Origin of the sequence: Streptomyces shenzhenensis, assembly GCF_003688995.1 — a bacterium.
Lineage (GTDB): Bacteria > Actinomycetota > Actinomycetes > Streptomycetales > Streptomycetaceae > Streptomyces > Streptomyces shenzhenensis_A.
This window is the reverse complement of sequence record NZ_PENI01000045.1, coordinates 1-19,434: the sequence shown is the minus strand read 5'-3', so window position 1 is coordinate 19,434 and position 19,434 is coordinate 1. Positions and strand designations below refer to the sequence as shown.

General features: G+C 71.4%; 19 protein-coding genes and 1 pseudogene. 15 read left to right on the top strand and 5 right to left on the bottom strand.

All coding sequences use genetic code 11. The features are described from left to right. Positions 1-75 precede the first annotated feature (75 nt). From CTZ28_RS41415 to CTZ28_RS41395, 5 genes are all read left to right on the top strand, one after another. On the top strand, positions 76-795 hold the full coding sequence (locus tag CTZ28_RS41415) for a GntR family transcriptional regulator (RefSeq protein ID WP_121894921.1): 720 nt from the start codon (positions 76-78) through the stop codon (positions 793-795). Beyond that, positions 792-1,784: an ADP-ribosylglycohydrolase family protein gene (locus tag CTZ28_RS41410; protein ID WP_121894920.1), complete on the top strand. Its 993-nt coding sequence runs from the start codon at positions 792-794 to the stop codon at positions 1,782-1,784. The genes CTZ28_RS41415 and CTZ28_RS41410 overlap by 4 nt, the downstream gene beginning before the upstream one ends. Positions 1,785-1,935: 151 nt before the next feature. Further along, the gene (locus CTZ28_RS41405; protein WP_121894919.1) at positions 1,936-3,414 is read left to right on the top strand and encodes a purine-cytosine permease family protein; all 1,479 of its coding nucleotides are present in this window, start codon (positions 1,936-1,938) and stop codon (positions 3,412-3,414) included. Beyond that, positions 3,411-4,379, top strand: a complete 969-nt coding sequence (locus CTZ28_RS41400) for a PfkB family carbohydrate kinase (RefSeq protein ID WP_121894918.1) — start codon at positions 3,411-3,413, stop codon at positions 4,377-4,379. Before CTZ28_RS41405 ends, CTZ28_RS41400 begins: the two co-directional genes overlap by 4 nt. Positions 4,380-4,563: 184 nt before the next feature. After that, the gene (locus CTZ28_RS41395) at positions 4,564-4,869 is read left to right on the top strand and encodes an Rv3488 family transcriptional regulator (protein ID WP_121894917.1); all 306 of its coding nucleotides are present in this window, start codon (positions 4,564-4,566) and stop codon (positions 4,867-4,869) included. A gap of 16 nt (positions 4,870-4,885) precedes the next feature. On the opposite strand, the gene CTZ28_RS41390 is transcribed toward CTZ28_RS41395, so the two are convergent. Beyond that, a complete protein-coding gene (locus CTZ28_RS41390) occupies positions 4,886-6,163 on the bottom strand; it encodes an APC family permease (protein WP_121894916.1) in 1,278 nt (425 codons plus the stop codon). 233 nt (positions 6,164-6,396) lie between these two features. Here CTZ28_RS41390 and CTZ28_RS41385 point away from each other — a divergent pair. The 4 genes and pseudogenes from CTZ28_RS41385 to CTZ28_RS41370 all read left to right on the top strand — a co-directional run. Further along, positions 6,397-6,707 (top strand): annotated as a pseudogene (locus CTZ28_RS41385) (aldo/keto reductase); the annotation flags it as partial. Between the two features lie 258 nt (positions 6,708-6,965). Continuing rightward, positions 6,966-8,036 (top strand): glycoside hydrolase family 43 protein, encoded by a 1,071-nt coding sequence (locus CTZ28_RS41380; protein ID WP_121894915.1) that lies wholly within the window; start codon positions 6,966-6,968, stop codon positions 8,034-8,036. Between the two features lie 66 nt (positions 8,037-8,102). Then, positions 8,103-9,101: an aldo/keto reductase gene (locus CTZ28_RS41375; RefSeq protein WP_121894914.1), complete on the top strand. Its 999-nt coding sequence runs from the start codon at positions 8,103-8,105 to the stop codon at positions 9,099-9,101. A 72-nt stretch (positions 9,102-9,173) separates the two neighbouring features. After that, on the top strand, positions 9,174-9,773 hold the full coding sequence (locus CTZ28_RS41370) for a DinB family protein (protein WP_121894913.1): 600 nt from the start codon (positions 9,174-9,176) through the stop codon (positions 9,771-9,773). A 93-nt stretch (positions 9,774-9,866) separates the two neighbouring features. On the opposite strand, the gene CTZ28_RS41365 is transcribed toward CTZ28_RS41370, so the two are convergent. Both CTZ28_RS41365 and CTZ28_RS41360 read right to left on the bottom strand, forming a co-directional pair. Beyond that, positions 9,867-10,592 carry an SRPBCC family protein gene (locus tag CTZ28_RS41365; RefSeq protein WP_398657793.1) on the bottom strand — a complete coding sequence of 242 codons (726 nt, stop codon included), beginning with the start codon at positions 10,590-10,592 and terminating at the stop codon, positions 9,867-9,869. Positions 10,593-10,645: 53 nt separating this feature from the next. After that, on the bottom strand, positions 10,646-11,677 hold the full coding sequence (locus CTZ28_RS41360; protein WP_121894966.1) for a medium chain dehydrogenase/reductase family protein: 1,032 nt from the start codon (positions 11,675-11,677) through the stop codon (positions 10,646-10,648). A 271-nt stretch (positions 11,678-11,948) separates the two neighbouring features. Between CTZ28_RS41360 and CTZ28_RS41355 the strand changes: the two genes are divergently transcribed. The 3 genes from CTZ28_RS41355 (at position 11,949) to CTZ28_RS41345 (ending at position 15,549) form a co-directional block, all read left to right on the top strand. Next, positions 11,949-12,614, top strand: a complete 666-nt coding sequence (locus CTZ28_RS41355) for an NADPH-dependent FMN reductase (protein WP_121894912.1) — start codon at positions 11,949-11,951, stop codon at positions 12,612-12,614. Positions 12,615-12,725: 111 nt separating this feature from the next. Continuing rightward, a complete protein-coding gene (locus tag CTZ28_RS41350) occupies positions 12,726-13,961 on the top strand; it encodes a Clp protease N-terminal domain-containing protein (protein WP_121894911.1) in 1,236 nt (411 codons plus the stop codon). A gap of 160 nt (positions 13,962-14,121) precedes the next feature. Then, on the top strand, positions 14,122-15,549 hold the full coding sequence (locus tag CTZ28_RS41345) for a histidine kinase (RefSeq protein WP_121894910.1): 1,428 nt from the start codon (positions 14,122-14,124) through the stop codon (positions 15,547-15,549). 94 nt (positions 15,550-15,643) lie between these two features. On the opposite strand, the gene CTZ28_RS41340 is transcribed toward CTZ28_RS41345, so the two are convergent. Further along, positions 15,644-16,036 (bottom strand): winged helix-turn-helix transcriptional regulator, encoded by a 393-nt coding sequence (locus tag CTZ28_RS41340; RefSeq protein ID WP_121894909.1) that lies wholly within the window; start codon positions 16,034-16,036, stop codon positions 15,644-15,646. Between the two features lie 107 nt (positions 16,037-16,143). On the opposite strand from CTZ28_RS41340, the gene CTZ28_RS41335 reads away from it, so the two are divergent. From CTZ28_RS41335 to CTZ28_RS41325, 3 genes are all read left to right on the top strand, one after another. After that, positions 16,144-16,980 (top strand): enoyl-CoA hydratase/isomerase family protein, encoded by an 837-nt coding sequence (locus CTZ28_RS41335; RefSeq protein ID WP_121894908.1) that lies wholly within the window; start codon positions 16,144-16,146, stop codon positions 16,978-16,980. A 303-nt stretch (positions 16,981-17,283) separates the two neighbouring features. Beyond that, positions 17,284-18,270 (top strand): NADPH:quinone reductase, encoded by a 987-nt coding sequence (locus tag CTZ28_RS41330; RefSeq protein ID WP_121894907.1) that lies wholly within the window; start codon positions 17,284-17,286, stop codon positions 18,268-18,270. Between the two features lie 120 nt (positions 18,271-18,390). Next, on the top strand, positions 18,391-19,044 hold the full coding sequence (locus tag CTZ28_RS41325) for a response regulator (RefSeq protein ID WP_121894906.1): 654 nt from the start codon (positions 18,391-18,393) through the stop codon (positions 19,042-19,044). Between the two features lie 13 nt (positions 19,045-19,057). Here CTZ28_RS41325 and CTZ28_RS41320 read toward each other — a convergent pair. Further along, on the bottom strand, positions 19,058-19,434 hold a 377-nt coding region (locus tag CTZ28_RS41320; protein ID WP_121894905.1), incomplete at its 5' end, for a DUF475 domain-containing protein.

Genomic DNA, 19,434 nt, shown 5'->3' with positions numbered 1-19,434 from the left:
GGGCCGCAGGCCCTGACATGAAGTTTCCTCTGTGGACTATGGACCGGAGCCGGCTTGTTCATTTACTGTCTAGACATGCCTGGACAGGTACACAAGCATCATCGCATCGCCCGCGTCCTCGCCGACGAGATCCGAGCAGGCGTCCACACCGACGGCAGCAGACTCCCGGGGGAGCACGCGCTCACCCAGCGGTTCGGCGTCAGCCGCACCACTCTGCGGCAGGCGCTTCAGGTCCTCGGTGACGAAGGGCTCATCGCCACCCACGCCGGGATCGGCTCCTTCGTCACCTTCGAGGGCACGCCGCTCGACAACCGCCTCGGCTGGACCCGGGCCCTGGCCGAGCAGGGCACCGTACTGACGACCGAGACCCTGCGCTTCGAGACGGTGACCGACCCCGAGCTGGCCGCCGAGCTGGGCCTCACGTCGAGTGCGTTCATCGCCCTCGACCGGGTCAGACGGCGCTCCGACGGACAGGGCGTATCGCTCGAACACAGCAGGGTCCCGGCCACCGGGGAACTGGCCGGGCTGCCCGAACGCGGTCTCGACGGCGGCTCGCTCAGCCGGGCGCTGATCGCCGCGGGCCGCATCAGCGACACCGGCGACGGCGTGGTGTCGGTGCGCGGGCTCGACGCGGCGGAGGCGGCCGTACTGCACCGCTCGCCCGGAGAGTCCTTCCTGCGGCTCGCCCAGGTGTACCGGGCCGCCGACGGCTCGGTCGTCGAGCAGGTCACCAGCCTGCTCGACCCCGTCAGATTCGAACTGCACGTACGCTCGGGCCGAGGAGGCCGACTGTGACCGACCGACTCGACCACGCCCTCGGCGCCTACTACGGACTCGCCCTCGGTGACGCCCTCGGCATGCCCACGCAGGTGATGTCCCGGGAGGACGTCGTCCGCGTCTACGGCACCCTCACCGGCTTCGAGCCCGCCCGCCCCGACAACCCGGTCAGCGCGGGCATGCCCGCCGGGTCCGTCACCGACGACACCGACCAGGCCGTCATCGTCGGGCGGCTGATCGACGAGGGCCGCGGCCGGATCGACCCCCTGCGGCTCGCCCATGAGCTGCTCGACTGGGAGAAGGAGATGAAGGCCAAGGGTTCCTTCGATCTCCTCGGCCCGTCCACCAAGGCCGCTCTGGACGCGGTGGCCCGTGGCGTCCCGACCCAGGAGGCGGGCAGGAACGGCACGACCAACGGCGCGGCCATGCGGGTCACCCCGGTCGGGATCGCCTTCCCCGTCGAACCGCTGGACACCTTCCTGGACCGGGTCGTGGAATCCTGCCAGGTCACGCACGACACCGGCATCGGGATCGCGGGCGCGGCCGCCGTCGCCGCCGCCGTCAGCACGGGTGTCGACGGCGGCTCGCTGGACGACGCCGTGGCGGCCGCGGTGACCGCGGCCCGGGCCGGCGCGCGGCGCGGCCACTGGATGGCCGGGGCCGACATCGCGTCCCGGATCGAGTGGGCGTGGCACCTGGTGCGGGATCTCCCGGAGGCCGAGGCCCTGGACCGGATCGTCGCGCTCGTCGGCACCAGCGTGGCCAGCCAGGAGTCGGTGCCCGCCGCGTTCGCCGTACTCGCCGTGGCCGACGGCGATCCCTGGCGCGCTGCCCTGCTCGCCGCCAACCTCGGCGGCGACAGTGACACCATCGGTGCGATCGCCGGTGCGGTCGCGGGGTCGGTCGCCGGGCTCTCGGGCCTGCCCGCTGAAGCGGTCGAGACGCTCCGTACCGTCAACTCCCTCGACCTGGAACCTCTGACCACCCGGCTGCTCGCACTCCGCTGAGCGGCCCGAACACCAGGAGCCGGGCGGAGCCCCGCATCCCCGCTGCTCCGCCCAGCACGCTTCCACGTCTCTCGTAACCCCCCTCACGTACCCCCCTCTCGCCACCCCCCGCACGTCACCCGCCCTTCCGCATCAGCAAGGAGGTTCCGTCATGGCCGTTTCGAAGACGAACGATCGCGTCGGTGCCATCGAGACCCGAGGGATCGAACCGGTCCCCGACAATGAGCGGCACGGCCACGCCGGCCAGATGTTCTGGACCTGGTTCGCCGCCAACATCAGCATCCTCGGGCTCCCGCTCGGTGCGACGCTCGTGGCCTTCCGCGGGCTGAACATCTGGCAGGCGGCACTCGTCGCCATCGTCGGCTCCTTCGGCTCGTTCGCGCTGGTGGGAGCCCTGAGCCTGGCGGGCAAGAAGGGCGGCGCACCGGCGCTCACCCTCTCCCGCGCGGTCTTCGGACAGCGCGGCAACGCGGGTCCGACCCTGATCACCTGGCTGAGCCGGGTCGGCTGGGAGACGATCACCACCACCACCGCGGCCTACGCGCTCCTGGCGCTGCTGGACACCGCGTTCGGGATCCGCCAGAACACCGTGCTCACCCTCGTCTGCCTGCTGGTGTTCATCAGCTGCACGCTGCTGATCAGCGGACTCGGCCATGCCACCATCATGTGGATCAACAAGTGGGCCACGATCGTCTTCGGCGTCCTCAACCTGGTCGTGATGGGTTTCCTCGTCGCCACCGTCGACTGGGACAAGGTCCTCGACATCCCGGCGGGGCCGACCAGCGGGGTCATCGCGGGCATCGGCTTCATCGCCGCGGGCACCGGTATCGGCTGGGCCAACGCCGGGGCTGACTACGCCCGCTATCTGCCCCGTGAGATTCCGGGCCGTCGGCTGATCGCGGCCTCCGCGTTCGGCGCGGGCATCCCGCTCGTGCTGCTGATCTCGCTCGGCTCGCTGCTCTCGGCGGGCGACCCCGCCCTCGCCACCTCCTCCGACCCGGTCGCCGCCATCAACGCGATGCTGCCCTCCTGGATGGCGATCCCCTATCTCGTCGCGGCCTTCGGCGGGCTGCTGATGTCGAACCACCTCTCCACCTACTCCGCCGGGCTGACGATGATCACCCTGGGGCTGCGGGTGCCGCGCGCCGCCGCCGTCGCCCTCGACGTGGTGCTGATGTTCGCCGGCGGTATCTACCTCATGCTGATCGCCGACGACTTCTACGGGCCCTTCTCGACCTTCCTGACCCTGCTGGCCGTCCCCATCTCGGCCTGGATCGGAGTGGTCGCGGTGGACTCGCTGCGTGGGCGTACGTACGACTCCGAGGCGCTGATGGACACCACCCGCAGCAGCCGGTACTGGTACTCGGGCGGCTTCCGGGTGCCCGCCGTCATCGGCTGGGCCGCCGCCATCGTGGCCGGCCTGCTGTTCACCAAGGCATCGACGAGCGAGACCGACATCTGGTTCGAGGGACCGCTCTCCGGCAGCTGGCTGGGCGTGAACGGCCTCGGCTGGGCGATCTCCATGGCCGTCGGCGGCGCGGTGTACGCGCTGTTCGGCCGTCCGAACGGCGCCGCCACGGGCAGCGCGGACGAGTCCGCTTCCCCCGCCTTCCAGGAGGCCGGACGATGAACGGCCGTCTCGTCCTCGCCGGGAACGTCATCGCCGACCTGGTGATCGAGATCCCCGCGCTGCCCGAACGCGGCGGCGACGTCATCGGCACCCGTACCGAAACGACCGCGGGCGGCGGTTTCAACACCCTGGTCGCGGCCCGGCGCCTCGGCACGGAAGCGGTCTTCGCCGGGCTGCACGGCACGGGGCCGTACGGCGATCTCGTACGCGAAGCGCTTGCCGCCGAACGCGTCGAAACGCTGCTGCCGGTCCGTACGGACGGCGACACCGGCTTCACCGTGGCGCTGATCGACGGCGGTGGTGAACGTACCTTCGTCACCAGCTTCGGGGTCGAGGCCACGCTGACGCGGTCCGACGTCGACACGGTCGCCGCACGGCTGCGCCCCGGCGATCTGGTGCAACTCTCCGGCTACGGGCTGGTGCTCCCGGGCAACGGCCCGCTGCTGTCCGGCTTCACGGCCGGGCTCCCGGCGGACATCACCGTCTGCTTCGACCCGGCGCCCCTGGTGGCCGACATCCCCGAGGCCGTGCTCGCGCCGGTCCTCGCCCGTGCGGACTGGCTCAGCGCCAACGCCCGTGAGGCCCGCCTGCTGTCCGGGCACGAGGATCCGCGGGCCGCGGCGGCGGCACTGCGGGAGCGGCTGGCCCCGGGCGCGGGTGTGCTCGTACGGGCCGACAAGGACGGCTGCTGGCTGGCGGCGCCCGGCCAGGCACCGACGCATGTGCCGGGGTTCCCGGTGGACGCGGTGGACAGCAACGGCGCGGGAGACGCCCATGTCGGCTCGTTCCTGGCCCTCCTCAGCCAGGGCCACGACCCACTGACGGCCGCCCGCGGCGCCAACGCGGCGGCTGCCTACGCGGTCACCCGCCACGGCCCCGCCACCGCACCGGACCGCACGGCCCTGACAAATTTCCTGACCCCGGACCCCCTGGCAAACAGCCTGTTCAAAACCAAACCCCACTGAACCGGCCCCGAGCACGTCCTGGTCGCCGGGCCTCGAAAGCGGGGCGGGTCGGGGCGTGTTGCTTTGCTCTCGCGGTGTGTCGTGCGTGGGCGCGATGCCGATCGGTCCTGCGTGGCGGGCGTAGGATCGGGAGCCGATATCGGGTTCGTCACTGCCGGGCGGGGCGGCGTGGAGGTGGGAACAGGTGCGGGAGTTCCAGCGGGGTGCGGTGCGGTTGCATATCCTGCACCACGCGGTCGAGGAGGAGATCCACGGCGCGTGGATGACCGAGGAACTGGGCCGGCACGGTTACGAGATCAGCCCGGGCACGCTGTATCCGACGTTGCACCGGCTGGAGGCCGACGGGCTGCTCACCTCCGAGCAGCGCGTGGTCGACGGGCGTGCGAGGCGGGTCTACCGGGCGACGGAGGCCGGGAAGCGGGCGCTGGACGCGGACCGGCGGGCGCTTCGGGAGCTGGCCCGCGAAGTCCTCGGCGACGACGCCCCGTAGGGTCCGCAGGCGACGGTCAGGCAGTTGATCGGTCGGTAAGCATGCGGCGGATGCCGTAGGCCGCGGCTCCGACGACCAGGACCGCGGCTCCCGGGATCACCGAGTCGAGGGGCAGGGCGAAGGCCAGGATCAGGCATCCGGCCAGACCGACGACGGGGACGATCCGGGCCGGGCGGCCCTCCTGCGGGGTGAGCGTCCAGGCGGAGGCATTGGCCACGGCGTAGTAGACCAGCACCCCGAAGGACGAGAACCCGATCGCCCCGCGCACGTCCGTCACCGCCGCAAGGACGGCCACGACGCCGCCGACCAGCAACTCGGCCCGGTGCGGCACCTTGAACCGGGGGTGCACGGCGGACAGGACGTGCGGCAGCTGCCGGTCGCGGGCCATGGCCAGGGTGGTGCGCGAGACGCCGAGGATGAGCGCGAGCAGCGAGCCGAGCGCCGCCACCGCCGCGCCCACCCGGACCACGGGCGCCAGCCAGTCGGCGCCGGCCGCCCGTACCGCCTCCGACAGCGGCGCGGCAGCACCGGCCAGACGGTCCGGGCCGAGCACCGTCAGGACGGAGACGGCCACCAGGGCGTACACGACGAGCGTGATGCCCAGCGCGAGCGGAATGGCGCGCGGGATCGTCCGTGCCGGATCCCGCACCTCCTCGCCCAGCGTGGCGATCCGCGCGTAGCCGGCGAAGGCGAAGAACAGCAGGCCGCCCGCCTGAAGCACCCCGCCGAAGGACGCGTCCGCGCCCGGGCTCAGACGGGCCGTGTCCGCGATGCCCGAGGTCAGGGCGGCGACCACGACCGCGGCGAGCACCGCAAGCACGATCGCGACGATCACTCGGGTCAGCCACGCCGACTTCTGCACCCCCGCGTAGTTCACCGCGGTCAGCGCCACCACCGCGGCCACCGCGATGGCGTGCGCCTGCCCGGGCCACACATACGCGCCGACGGTGAGCGCCATCGCCGCGCACGAGGCGGTCTTGCCGACGACGAAGGCCCAGCCGGCCAGATACCCCCAGAACGCGCCCAGCCGCTCGCGCCCGTAGACATAGGTGCCGCCCGAGGCCGGATACCGTGCGGCCAGCCGTGCCGAGGAGGTCGCGTTGCAGTACGCCACCACGGCCGCCGCGGCCAGCCCCAGCAGCAGACCCGAGCCCGCGGCGTGCGCGGCCGGGGCGAGCGCGGCGAAGATGCCGGCGCCGATCATCGACCCCAGACCGATCAGCACCGCGTCCGGCACGCCCAGCCGCCGCTCCAGCTCGTCCGGCACCACGGCCGCCGTCGAAGCCCTGCCCATGGCCCACTCCCTCACCGCGGTCAGTTTACGGTTCCCGATATCGGATGACGATATATGAGCCGGATGGGTGGGCCCCAGGACCCCTGCCTTCGGGCCGGGCGCCTGCCCGGGCACGTACTCCGGGCGGTCGGTACGGCGTCATCGAGGGCGCCGACCGCGGCCGAGCGGAGACGCCGCCCGGTCCGCGCCGCGCTTGCGCACCCGGCCTGCCCGCCGGTCGACGATAGTCCGACTTCGCCACAGGCGACTTCCGCCGCGGCAACCCGCGCTTCACCGGCGAGAACCTCCAGCGCACCCTGCGTATCGCCGACGAGGTCCAGGCCATCGCCGCCGAGGCGGGCGCGACCCCCGCCCAGGTCGCCCTCGCCCGGCTGCTCGCACAGGGCGACGACATCGCCCCCGTCCCCGGCGCCAAGCGCGTGGCCCGCGTGGCGGAGAACACCGGCTCCGACTCACCGAAGAAGTCCTGGCCAAGCTCTCCGGTCTGCCTCCGGCCGCCGGCGACACCCCCACCGAAGCCGGTATGCGCATGCTGGAACGGTGACCCTCAGCCGGCCGGCCGCCCCAATCCCGGGTGCGGTTCGACCGGTTCGTGGTGTTGACATGAGCAGAACTGATTCACGATCCTTCGAGGGCGGCTTTCCATCGATGCAAAGACCCGACCCGCACGCGGTGGAAGCGGTGGTTCCGACGGCTGGGGAGTCCAGCCGCCTCCTCCGACGCGGCCCGGCCGGACGCCGTCCGGTCTGCTGTCCCTCCGCCGACGCGACGTCGGGGCGGAGGCCGACCATGGAGCGTGACCATGAGGATTCTCCGAGGTCTGTACGGTGCCGTCACCTTCGCCCTGTCCGTGGTCCTGGCCGCCGCGGTCACCCTGACCTCCGGCGGGTCCGCCCAGGCGGGCCAGACGACTCTGCGGGCCGCGGACCCGAGTGTGATCCGTGTCGGGAGCACCTATATCTCCGTGCAGTCGACCGGCGGCGGCATCGCGGTCCGCCAGGCCGCGTCGACGGACGCGCTCGGTTCGGCGCCCGCCCGGCAGGTCTGGTCGGACACCCAGGGCCGTGGTGAGGTCTGGGCCCCGGAACTGGTGCGGGACGGCGGCCGCTACTACATCTACTTCACGGCCGGCGTCGGAGCGAACCACCGTATGTTCGTCATCAGTTCCGCCGCACCGGACAGCGGGTACACCGCCGAGACGCAGCTCGCCCTGCCGGGGGACAAGTGGGCCATCGACGGGACCATGTTCACCTTCTCCGGGCAGCGCTGGTTCGTCTGGTCGGGATGGGCCGGCGACACGAATGTCGAGCAGAACCTCTACATCGCCCGGATGAGCAGCCCGACCACGCCGACCGGTGCGCGGTACATCATCTCGCAGCCACGGGAGAGCTGGGAGCGGGTGGTCGGCAACCCGTACATCAACGAGGGGCCGGAAGCCATCAAGGACCCCAACGGCCAGCTGCACATCGTGTACTCCGCCAACGGCAGTTGGAGCGACCGGTACTGCCTGGCCGACCTGCGGCTGCGGTCCGGCGGCGACCCGACCTACGTGTGGGACTGGTACAAGTCGAACGGCTGCCTGTTCGGCTCCAACTCCTCGACGATGATGTCCGGTTGGGATCCCACCCTGTATGTCGATGGGCCGGGGCACCACAGTTTCGTCCTGCTCGACGGTGACATCGCCACCAGCCCGCCCGCCGGGCCCAGGTTCCCCCTGATGTTCCACGCGGTCGCGAAGGGAACGCCGTACTCCTGGTCGAACCGCTACTGGTACACGGGCAGCTTCTGCTGGTGGGGCGGGGTCACCTACAGCCGGGCCAATGTCCCCGGCCCGAACACCGACACCGGCTGGGGCCTGAAGTTCTTCGAGTGACGGCGGTGTCCACCGGCCCGTCCCAAGGCCCGCCCCCGCGGCCGTCGTCCATCGGCGAGGAGCGCCATGCGTGCACACGACCCGGTTCTCCTCGGCCGGACCGGTCTCACCGTCAGCAGGCTCGGCCTCGGGCTGGCCTCCATCGGGGGACTGTTCCGGCCCGTGCCGCAGGGACAGGCTCTGGAGACCGTCCGCCGCGCCCGCGAACTCGGCATACGGCTCTTCGACACCGCGCCCGTCTATGGATACGGGCTTTCCGAGACCCGCACCGGCACCGCCCTGCGCGACGAGCCGCGGGACGCCTATGTGCTGTGCACCAAGGTGGGGCGGCTCGTCGAACCGGGCGGTCCGGACACCCAGCCGATCTGGGCCGACCCGCCCCCGGGCCGCGGAGCGCGCCTGGACTACTCCTGTGCCGGAGTCATGCGATCGCTGGAGGGGAGCCTGGACCGGCTGGGTCTGAACAGCGTCGACGTGCTGCACATCCACGATCCCGAACAGGACTTCCCGCGCTCCGTCGGCGACGCCTACCGCGCGCTCGACGACCTGCGCCGCGCCGGTGTCGTCCGGGCCGTCTCCCTCGGTGTGAACCACGCCGACGTCGCGGTGCGCTTTCTCCGCGAGGCCCCCGCGCCCGGCCCGGACTGCGTGATGCTGGCGGGGCGGTGGTCCCTTCTCGACCAGTCGGGGCTCACGGAGCTGCTGCCGCTGTGCCAGGAGCGCGGCGTGGCGGTGCTGGCCGCCGGTGTCCTGCAGTCCGGACTGCTCGTCGCCCCCGGTCCCGGCGCGCCGCACGGATACGAGCGCGTCCCGCCCGCGCTGACGGCCCGGGTGAGGACCGTCCATGAGGTGTGCGCACGCCACGGTGTCCCCCCGCTGGCCGCCGCGCTGCAGTTCCCTTTCGGCCACCCCGCCGTGACCGCCGTCGTCGTCGGAGCCCGCTCACCGGCGGAGATCGAGGAGTCGGCCGCCCTGCTCGCGCGTCCCGTCCCCGGCCGCCTGTGGTCGGACCTGCGGGACGCCGACGTGATCCCGCCCTCCTGGCAGCCGCCCCCCGGCCCGTGACGGACCGGGCGCGAGGCGTGGTGCCGTTCTCCGCAGAGCCCGTTGTCAGTGCCGGGTGGAAGACTGCCCGGCATGACCGAACCGAACCCCGAAGGGGATCTCCTCCGATATCTGCAGGACGCGCGTGACACCCTGCTGTGGAAGCTCGATGGCCTCTCGGAGTACGACATCCGCCGCCCGTTGACCCCCACGGGGACCAACCTGTTGGGGCTGGTCAAACATGTCGCCGGGGTGGAACTGGGCTACTTCGGCGACACGTTCGGGCGGCCGTTCTTCGACGGGGAGCCGCCGCCCTGGTGGTACACGGAGGACGCGGAACCCAACTCCGACATGTGGGCCACGGCAGACGAGTCGCGCGAGGAGATCGTGGGGCTGTATCAGCAGGCTTGGGAGCACGCCGACGGCACGTTCGCAGCGCTGACGCTCGACGCGATCGGGCACGTCCCGTGGTGGCCGGAGGAGCGACGCGAGGTGACGCTGCACCACATCCTGGTGCGCGTGATCTCCGATACCCAGCGGCACGCCGGCCATGCCGACATCGTGCGAGAACTCATCGACGGGAACGTCGGGTTCCTGAAAGGCAACGACAGTCTGCCGCCAGGAGATCAGGCATGGTGGGAGGAGCACAGGCGCAGACTGGAGAGTGTGGCGCGGCAAGCCGAGAACGGCTGATCCCGCCCGGCCGCCGCCGACCCGACCGGCTCCGCTCGGGCCATGCGGTCGCCCTCCGCGTATGCGGGCGGAGGAGGGCGGGAGGCGCGACGCTCAGCGGCAGGAGGATGCCTCGGCGGTGGTCTTCAGGTCGCTCAGCCACTGTTCGAGTCCCCTGCCCAGGGCCTCGGTCGCGGTGGGCACGTCCGCCTCGACCTGGTCGCCGGTCCAGGTCTCCTCGGTGTGCACGCGGACACCGCCCTTGACCTGGGTGAAGGTCCAGACGTGCACCCCCTCGTCGATGCGCAGTCCCGCGCCGACCGCGGGACCGGTCCACCGGATACAGGAGTTCGGCTGGATCTGCCGGACGGTGGAGGTGATGTGGAGCGTGGTGGCGGGGGTCGTCGGAGTGGCGGGCGCCGGCGTCGTCCAGCGGAACTGTGCACCCGGCCGCAGGGGGCCGGGGCCGAGGCGTTCCATGGTGAGGACGGGAGCCTGCCAGGCCGGCCAGCGCTCCACATCCGTCTGCAGCTTCCAGACCGTGCGCAGCGGTGCGTGGATCACGATGTCGGACGCGTAGCGGATGACGGCGTCGGGGTCGACACCCTGCCCTCGGCATGCAGCGGCGGAACCGGCCTGGGCGGCCCGGGTCTGGGCGGGCGCGGCCTGCGCGGCCTGCGCGGTCGGTGCGGTGGCGCCGAGGGCGCCGACGGCGGCGAGTGCGACCGTGAGCGCGGCGGCGCGCATACCGGTCCGGGGGCGGGCCGCCGGTGAACCGGTGCCCGGGGACTGCTGGTGGGAGTCCTGCTCGGACGACGTGTACGGGGGAGTGCTGGACATGGCGTTCCTCTCAGGGGTTCGGGTGGACCTGCCCCGTCGGACAGGTGCGGGGCTCACGGGGTGAGGATGACCTTTCCGGCGACCGTGCCTGACTCGGCCAGCCGCAGGGCGTCGGCGACGCGGGTGAGCGGGAGTTCGGCCGCGATCTGCGGGGTGATGTCGCCGCGTCGCAGGGCGGCGAAGACCTCGGTGAGGTCGGCGCGCAGCCGGGCCCGGAAACGGCCCTTGGCCAGGGCGCGGCCGGCCCAGAGGTTGAAGAAGTAGGCGCGGCGGCGGTTGGGCAGCGTGTTCCACAGCCATACCCGGCCGAGCAGCTTGAGCACCGGCAGCTGCTTGGAGCCCGCGTCGTCGCGGGTGGCGGCGGTGCCGTAGGAGACGAGCGTGCCGCCGGGCGCGAGGAGCCGCCAGGAGTCGACGATGCCGCTGCCGCCGACGTGGTCGAAGACGGCGTCCACGCCGCCGGGGGCGAGGGCGCGGACGCGTGCGGCGACATCGCCGGCGCGGTAGTCGACGGGGGTGACGCCGAGTGCGCGCAGGGCGTCGTGATGGCGTACGGAGGCCGTGCCGATCACCCGTACGCCCGCGGCGTGGGCGAGCTGGACCAGGACCGAGCCGACACCGCCGTTGGCGCCGAGCACCAGGACGGTCTGTCCGGTGCGGACGCGGGCCTTGCGGTGCAGCATCTGCCAGGCGGTGATCCCGTTGACCACCAGGGTCTCCGCCTCGGCCGCGCCGATGCCGTCGGGCACCGGCACCGCGTCGGCCGCGTCGACGAGCACATGGCTGGCCCAGCCGCCCACCTTGACCAGCGCCGCCACCCGGGTGCCGGGCAGCCGCGGGTCCACGCCGTCGCCGGCCGCCGCCACGGTGCCGACCAGGTCGTAGCCGGGCACGAAGGGGAACGGGGGCTGGTCGTAGTACTTGCCCCGGCGCATCTGCTGCTCGGCGAAGGAGACCCCGGTCGCTTCCATCCGGATCAGCACCTGCCCCGGGCCGGGGACCGGGACCGCTCCGTGCCGGATCTGCAGCCCGTCCGGCTCCACCTTGCCCGGCAGGACGACCTCGACGGCTCCTTCGGTGTTCATGACGACCTCCACTGCGTTCGGCGCTCGGTAACATTCGTTCGCGTTGGTTAGAAGGTATAACTCGACGGGGCTGAGTGTCAATCGCGTTCGCGATAACCTCTAACTAACCGGCGTGGCGGACGACAAGGTCAATGCAATGGCTCGGTAGACGGGCAGGGGTGACCCCCCCCCGCTTTGTCCGCTCTGTCCGTTTGGTGAAGAAAGTAGAATGAAGGGGTCCTTGTCACGCCACCCGGCCTCCAGCCCACACATGGTGGAAAGGGGACGCAGCATGACGCCGGACGCTCATCCCATGCTCCCGCCCGTGCGGGTGCTCGTCTTCGGTGCCGCGCTGCGCGCCGAATCCACCAACGCCCGCCTCGCCGCCCTCACGGCCGGGCTGGTGGTCGAGGCCGGCGGCGTGGTCGACCTCGCCCAGATGCACGACTTCGACATGCCCCTGTACGACGGTGACATCGAGGCCGCTCAGGGGGTGCCACCCGGGGCGTTGACCCTGCGCGGCAGGATCGAACGCTGCGACGCGTTCGTCATCTCCTCTCCCGAGTACAACGCGTCCGTCCCGGGCGTGCTCAAGAACGCGATCGACTGGGTCTCCCGCGTCCAGCCGCAGCCGTTCAAGACCAAGCACGCGCTGCTCGTCTCGGCCTCGCCTTCGATGGTCGGCGGCAACCGGGGGCTGTGGGCGCTGCGGGTCCCGCTGGAACACCTCGGAACCCGTGTGTATCCGGACATGTTCAGCCTCCCCAGGGCCCATGAGGGCTTCACCGACGATGGCCGGCTGGCGCACTCCGGGGCACAGGAGCGCCTCGCCGAGACCGTGTCGGGTTTCATGCACCTGGTCAGAGCCGACAAGGAGTACGTCTGCCTGCAGCGCCGGTGGTACGAGTTCCCGGGCGACCGCACCGACGCACCGGTCACCCACCGCGCGGAAGACTGACAGCCTGACCGGCCGATCGGACCGAGGGCCTGGCCGGTCGGCCGATGTGCTGCCGCGGGGGTCGGCCTAGCGTTGTTCTCGCCAGGCCACCGCGCTGTGAGGGGAATGTCGATGGGTCAGCCAGCAACGACCGGTGCACATGCCGACGGAACGGACCTGGTCGGGGCGACCACGGAGTTCGAGCCCGACGTCATGGACCTGCTCGTGGAGACACTGCGTCGTGCGGTCAGGCGCGAGGTACCGGTGGTGGGGACGGACACCCTGCTGGGGGAACTGGTGATGGGAGACACGGAGGCGGGTGCGGCGATCGCCCCGGGGATGCGGAAGGCCGGTTCGCTCAGCGGCCTGATCTCCGGCTGGGCGGGCCGCGGTTGGGTGAGCGACGACGAGGTGGACGGTGCGCCGGTCACGGCCGGCAGCGATGAGAAGGCCCACCGTGCGGCCGACGAGAGGGAGGTCGAGGCCGCCTGGCGCGAGGCACGCTGGCGCTTCGGTCTCGTATCCCGCAAATCCGCCGCGGAGAGCGGCCCGGAACTGCCCGCGATGACCGGGGCGTTGCGCGCGTGCCTGCTGCTCGCGCTCGGGTCGGCCCGCGCCGACGGGACGATCTCGGTTCGCTGCCGGCATGTGGCCCGTGCCCTGTTGGACCTGCCGGACACCAGGGCGCGGGAAGCCCTGCTGCTGCAGAGGCTGGACACGGCCGCCGCGGCAACCGCGCTCGATCGCCTGGACGTGGCAGAGACCGAGGGACCGGAATCCCGCGGCGTCACCCTTCTCAGGCGGGCCGGAACGCTGGGCAGGAGCGGTAACCGCCTGACGCGCGCGCTGACTTCGTGGACCTCCCAGAGCACCCTGAACGGCTCACCCGTTCTGTTCACGGTGACCGTCGAGGCCATGCGGCAGGCCGTACGGTGCGGACGTGTCACGGTCGAGCCGGTGGACCTGCTGCTGGGGATACCGGCCCTGGACCGGGCCCTGTTCGTCGCGGGGCGCTCGCTTCCGACGAGTCTGGCGGACGTCAACTCCGCCGCGGACCTGATGCGCCGACACGGCGTGCGGCAGGTTTCCCTGGTCGCTTCGGCTGTGGCACCCGAACCCGCTGTCGTCTCCGGGAGCACCGAAGTGCTCCCGTCCGCCGCCGCCGACCGGATCATGGCGGTGGCGCGGCTGTCCGCCGCTCAGCACGGTTCGCCCACGGTCGGTACGGTCCACCTGCTGTCCGCGCTGCTCGACGAGTCGGTGACGGATACGGCCGCCGGGGCTGATGGCGTCGTACGGCTGCCGACCGCCGACCAGGTGGACGTGGCCGCGTTGCGGGCTGAGCTGAACCGCCGGCTCGGCGCATGACCCCCGGGGCCCGCCCTGCGGCGACCGCCGGCGCCGTTACCGTTACCCCCGGGAGGCCGGCGGCGGGGCAGGAGTGATGATGAGTCAGGTCCGCGAGGACACACAGCCGTTGTCCCGAGGGAAACGGTTGAGGCACACGCTGACAGCCGGGCCTGGGCGGATGCGCCGTGCGGCGGCCGAGAGTTGGACCGCGCTGCGTGCCGCCAAGCGCCGTACGGTCGTCGTCGAGGCACTGCTCTTCGCCCTGGCGGCGGCCTTCGGACTGCTGCCGCTGCTGCTGGCGCCCCCGGACCGGCTGGTGTGGGCGGTGGTGGAAGGGGTGTGGGCGGCGCTGCTCGTCCCCGTTCGGCGCGCCCGGCCGGTCGCCACGGTCCTCGGGGCCTCCATGCTGGTCGTGGGCGACAACGTCTGGACGCTGGCGGTGGCGCCGCTGATCGTGCTGTCCGCGACCCGTCGTATCGCTCCACCGCGGCGCGCCTGGCGGGTCGTCGGGGTGGCCTGCGCCCTCGTCGGTGCCCTGACCGTCGCCAGTGGCCTGGTCCGGCCCGAGGCCCTGCCGGGGGAACTGGCCGACAACGCGGTCTCCGCGGTGCTGCTCCTGCTGCTGCCGGCCCTGGCCGGGACCCTGCTGGGCCGGCGACGGCGGCTGGTCAACCTGCTCCGGGAACGCAACGCCTATCTGGAGCAGGCCCGCATGCTGACCGCCGTGGCGGCCCGGATGGAGGAACGGACCCGGATCGCGGGGGAGATGCACGATCTCCTGGGCCACCGGCTGAGCCTGATCTCGGTGCACTCGGGGGCGCTTGAACTCGCCGCCGCGCGGCAGGCACCCGCTCTCGTCGGACAGACGGAGTTGCTGCGTACCACCGCCGGTACGGCGATGGAGGAACTACGCGAAATCCTCGGCGTCCTGCGGCGCGAGGACCTGACCGAACCGACGGACAGGACCGGGGACGAACGGGGAACGCGTGACGACATCAGCGCTCTGGTGAAGGAATCCCAGCAGACCGGCAGCACCGTCGCGCTGGACTGGACCGTTCCCGACACGGTCGAGGCGGGGCTCCGTACCCGACAGGCGCTCCACCGGGTGGTCCGCGAAGGGCTGACGAACGTGCTGAAACACGCGTCCGGCGCGCCCACCCGGGTGGCGGTGAGCGGCACGGACCAGTGGATCGAGGTGTCCGTCACCAACGAGGCGCCGCCCGTGGCGGCCCCGTCCCGCGGAGGAAACCGCAGCGGTCTCGTCGGCTGCCAGGAGCGGATCTCGTTGCTCGGCGGCACGTTCGAGGCGGGCGCCGTGCCCAACGGCGGTTTCCGCATGGCGGCTTGGCTGCCCGCGCACGGCAACAGGGCCCCGGAATCCGCCGCGCACCCTCGGACCTCCGCCGTAACCCCGGTGGACACAGCGCGCTTTCAGCCCGGCGGCACCGAACAGAAGGGCACCCGTGCCCCGTTGCCGGACGAGATCCTGACCTGGCCGCGCGTCCTGGGCTCGGGCTGTCTGGCGCTGCTCGTGGTCCTGCCGACGGTCGCCTTCCTCGTCATACTGCTGGCGGCAGCGGCCCTAAGAGGTGATTTCATCTGGTGAGTCGGCGGTAGCGGATGAGGACACGAGCGATGCTGGTGAAGGCCAGGAAGTGCTCCGCCGTGCGCTCAGGCCGTCGAGGGGGTTGGTGGGGCGGCTACTGTGCCGGTGACCGTGCGTCGTATTCGTGCTGCGCCGACAGAACCTCGTCGCTGTGCTCGATCGTCCATTCATGCAGGCGCGTGAAAGGGCCGCGGAACGACTCGCCGAGAGGTGTGAGGGAGTACTCCACGCCGAGCGGAGAGGTCTCGAGCACCCGGCGCCGGATCATGCCATTGCGTTCGAGTCTCCGCAGCGTCTGGGTCAGTACCCGCTGTGTGACGCCCTCCAACTGTCGCTTGATCTCGTTGAACCGCGTCGGTTGCTCCAGGACCGCCATGACCATCATCGACCATTTGTCGGCGATCTGATCGAGGATGGGCCGGCTCGGGCACTCGGCACCGAACCGCGGAGTGCCGCGGGGCGGCAGGGGCGAGGGGCTGGTATCCATCAAGATCCTTGGTTGTCGAAAAGTGCGTTATTGACCGTTCAGGGCGCAGAGCCCAGGGTTGGTATGCAGTGCAAACCTACTAGCTCACCGCAAACCTGGGAACACTCATGAACCTGGACCAGTACACGACACTCCGCGCCGCCGTCGATGCCGGAGTCGCGCGGATCACCCTGGACAATCCCCCTGTCAACGTGCTCAGCGGAACCCTGATCCGCGAACTGCACGACGTCCTCGGGAAAATGCGGGACGACCGTTCGGTCCGCGTCATCGTGTTCTCCAGCGCCAACCCCGAGTTCTTCATCGCGCACGTCGACATCCACATCCTGGACGAGCTGGACGAGCTGCAGGAGATCGCGGACCGCAACCCGGACGCCAACCTCTTCCAGGGGGTCGGCGAGCTGCTGCGCCACCAGCCACAGGTGACGATCGTCGAACTGGCGGGCAAGGCGCGAGCTGGAGGCGCCGAGTTCATCGCGGCGGCCGACATGACCTTCGCCGCGCGGGAGACCGCGGGCATCGGCCAGACCGAGGTGCTGATGGGCATCGTGCCGGGCGGCGGAGGCACGCAGTACCTGCGCGAGCGGGTCGGGCGCAACCGGGCGCTGGAACTGCTGCTCACCGGTGACCTGGTGGATGCGGACACCGCGGCCGCCTACGGGTGGATCAACCGTGCGGTACCCGCGGCCGAGCTGGACGCGTTCGTCGACGGGGTGGCGGAGAAGATCGCCGCGCTCTCCCCGGAGCTCATCGCCGCCGCCAAGCAGCTGGTCCCTCCGGTGGACCTGGCCGACGGCCTGCGAGCGGAGAACGACGCATGGGCCGAGCTGGTGAGCGGGGACCTGCCGGCACGACTCATGACGGGGGCTCTGGAGCACGGTGCGCAGACCCCGGAGGGCGAGCGTGATCTGGAATCGGTCATGCGAAGCCTCGCTGCCGGCCTGTAGAGCGAGAGTCCTTGCGTCCCAGTGAGCCCGCGGCCGGCGAGGTGACCCACGACTCGGCGAACAACTCGCCGACGTACAAACGGCCGATAGGCCCAGCCGCCGGCCACAGCGCGGGACGAACGCGATCGAACCTGCCGGTGGTCCGCGGCACGTTGCGAGCCGTCTCGGCTGACCGTTCGCGAGGCGGCGTTCGCGCGGCCAAGGAATCAGACCACGACGCGGTACTGGATCCCGCCGTGGTGACGTTCACGGTCCCTGGCCGGTGCCATGGATCGCGCCACAACCAAGAGGAGAGATGAAGCAATGAGGGCAGCCTTCTACGACACGCCCGGTCCCGCGAAAAGCGTGCTGCGGGTGCTCGACCTCGAGCGCCCCGAGCCCGGCCCGGGCCAGGTCCGTGTCCGCGTCGCTCTCTCTGCGATCAACCCGGGCGACATGTTCATGCGGCTGAACTCCACGCCGCAGGACTTCCAGCGCGTCGGCGAGCACACCGGCCGCATCCCGCATCAGGACGGCACAGGCACGATCGACGCGGTCGGCGCGGGCGTCGACCCGAGCCGGGTCGGTGAACGCGTGTGGATCTGGATGGCCGGCGCCGGCCATCCGTGGGGGACCGCGGCGGAGTGGACCGTAGTGCCGTCCGAGCAGGCCGTTGTGCTGCCGGACGGGATCTCCGACGAGCTCGGCGCGTGCCTGGGCATACCGGCGATGACCGCGCACTGGTGCCTGCACGCCGACGGATCGCCCCGCGACCGCACAGTACTCGTCGCGGCTGGTGCGGGCGCCGTCGGGCACTACGCGATCGAGCTCGGCCGGGTTGCGGGCGCGCGGATCGTGACGACGGTCAGCGGACCGGAGAAGGCCAAGTTGGCCAGGGCCGCGGGTGCAGACCTCGTGGTGAACTACCGCGACGCCGACGCCGCGCAGCAGATCCTCGACGGAGCCGGGCCTGTCGACCGGATCATCGAGGTCTCGCTGAATGACAATGCTGAATTGGACTTGGCCGTCGCCGGCCCGGGAGCAACCATCGTGACCTACGCAGCACAGCCCGACGACCCGGCCCTGCCGGTCTTCCGGCTCATGTGGTCCAACCTGGTGCTGCGATTCGCGCTGTTCCTCACCGAACCGCGGGACGCGCTGCTGCGCGCCGCCGCCGAGATCACCGCAGCCCTGCGCGAGGGCGCCCTCACGCCGTTGCCAGTGCACTCCTTCAGCCTCGACGACGTCGCGGCCGCACACGAGGCCGTCGAGAACGGCATCCTCGGGAAGGCTGTGCTCGACCTGCGCTGATCAGTCCATTGCGGACAGCACGAGAGTGGCCGACCTCCACGACTGCCAGGCCACCAGCATCGCTCGTATCCTCATCTGCCACCGCCGACTCACCAATGAGATGACCTCTAAGATGAGTTGATGATCCGAGTCCTGATCGCCGACGACGAGGCGCTGATGCGCGCGGGAATCCGGCTGATCCTGGAGAACGCCGAGGACATCGCCGTGGTCGCCGAGGCGGGCGACGGCCGGGAGGCCGCCGCCGCATGCCGCGCCCAGGACATCGACGTCGCCCTGCTCGACATCCAGATGCCGGACACCGACGGAATCGCCGCCGCCGAGGACATCGCCCGTCTCTCGCCGCACACCCGGGTGGTGATGCTGACGGCGTTCGGCGAGGAGGCCGGCGTGACGCGCGCCCTGCGGGCCGGGGCGAGCGGATTCCTGCTCAAGGACACCGGTCCCGCCGAGCTGATACGCGCCGTGCAACTTGCCGCGCAGGGCGAACCCGTGCTGGCGCCCCGGATCACCCGGCGGCTGATGGAAGGGCAGGTGCGGTCCGGCCGCGAGACCGAGGCCGCTCTGCGCAGGATCGAAGAGCTGACGCCGGCCGAACGGGACGTCCTGCGGCTGCTGGGCACGGGGCTGTCCAACGCGGAGATCGCCGAACGGCTGTATCTGAGCACCGGCACGGTCAAGGCACACATCAGCCGGATCCTCACCCGCACCGGCTGCGCCAACCGCGTCCAGGCCGCCGTCCTCGCACATGACGCCGGGCTGCTCGCCGACCGGTGACGACGCGGGTCCGTCAAGTCCCGGACGGGACCTCGGTCTTCTCGTCCGCCCCGGCGTCGCCCTCGGCCGCGGCAAGGGCGCGGTTGCGGCGGACGGAGGACCAGAAGGAGGCGCCGATCAGGACGACGCCGACCAGACCGGTGATGACCTCGTTGATCTGGTACTGGATGGTGACCATGAGGATCACGGCGAGCGCGCCGATCGCGTAGTGGGCGCCGTGCTCCAGGTAGACGTAGTCGTCCAGGGTGCCCTGGCGGACCAGATAGACGGTGAGCGACCGGACGTACATCGCGCCGATGCCCAGGCCCAGCGCCATCAGCACGATGTCGTTGGTGATGGCGAACGCGCCGATCACGCCGTCGAAGGAGAAGGACGCGTCCAGGACCTCCA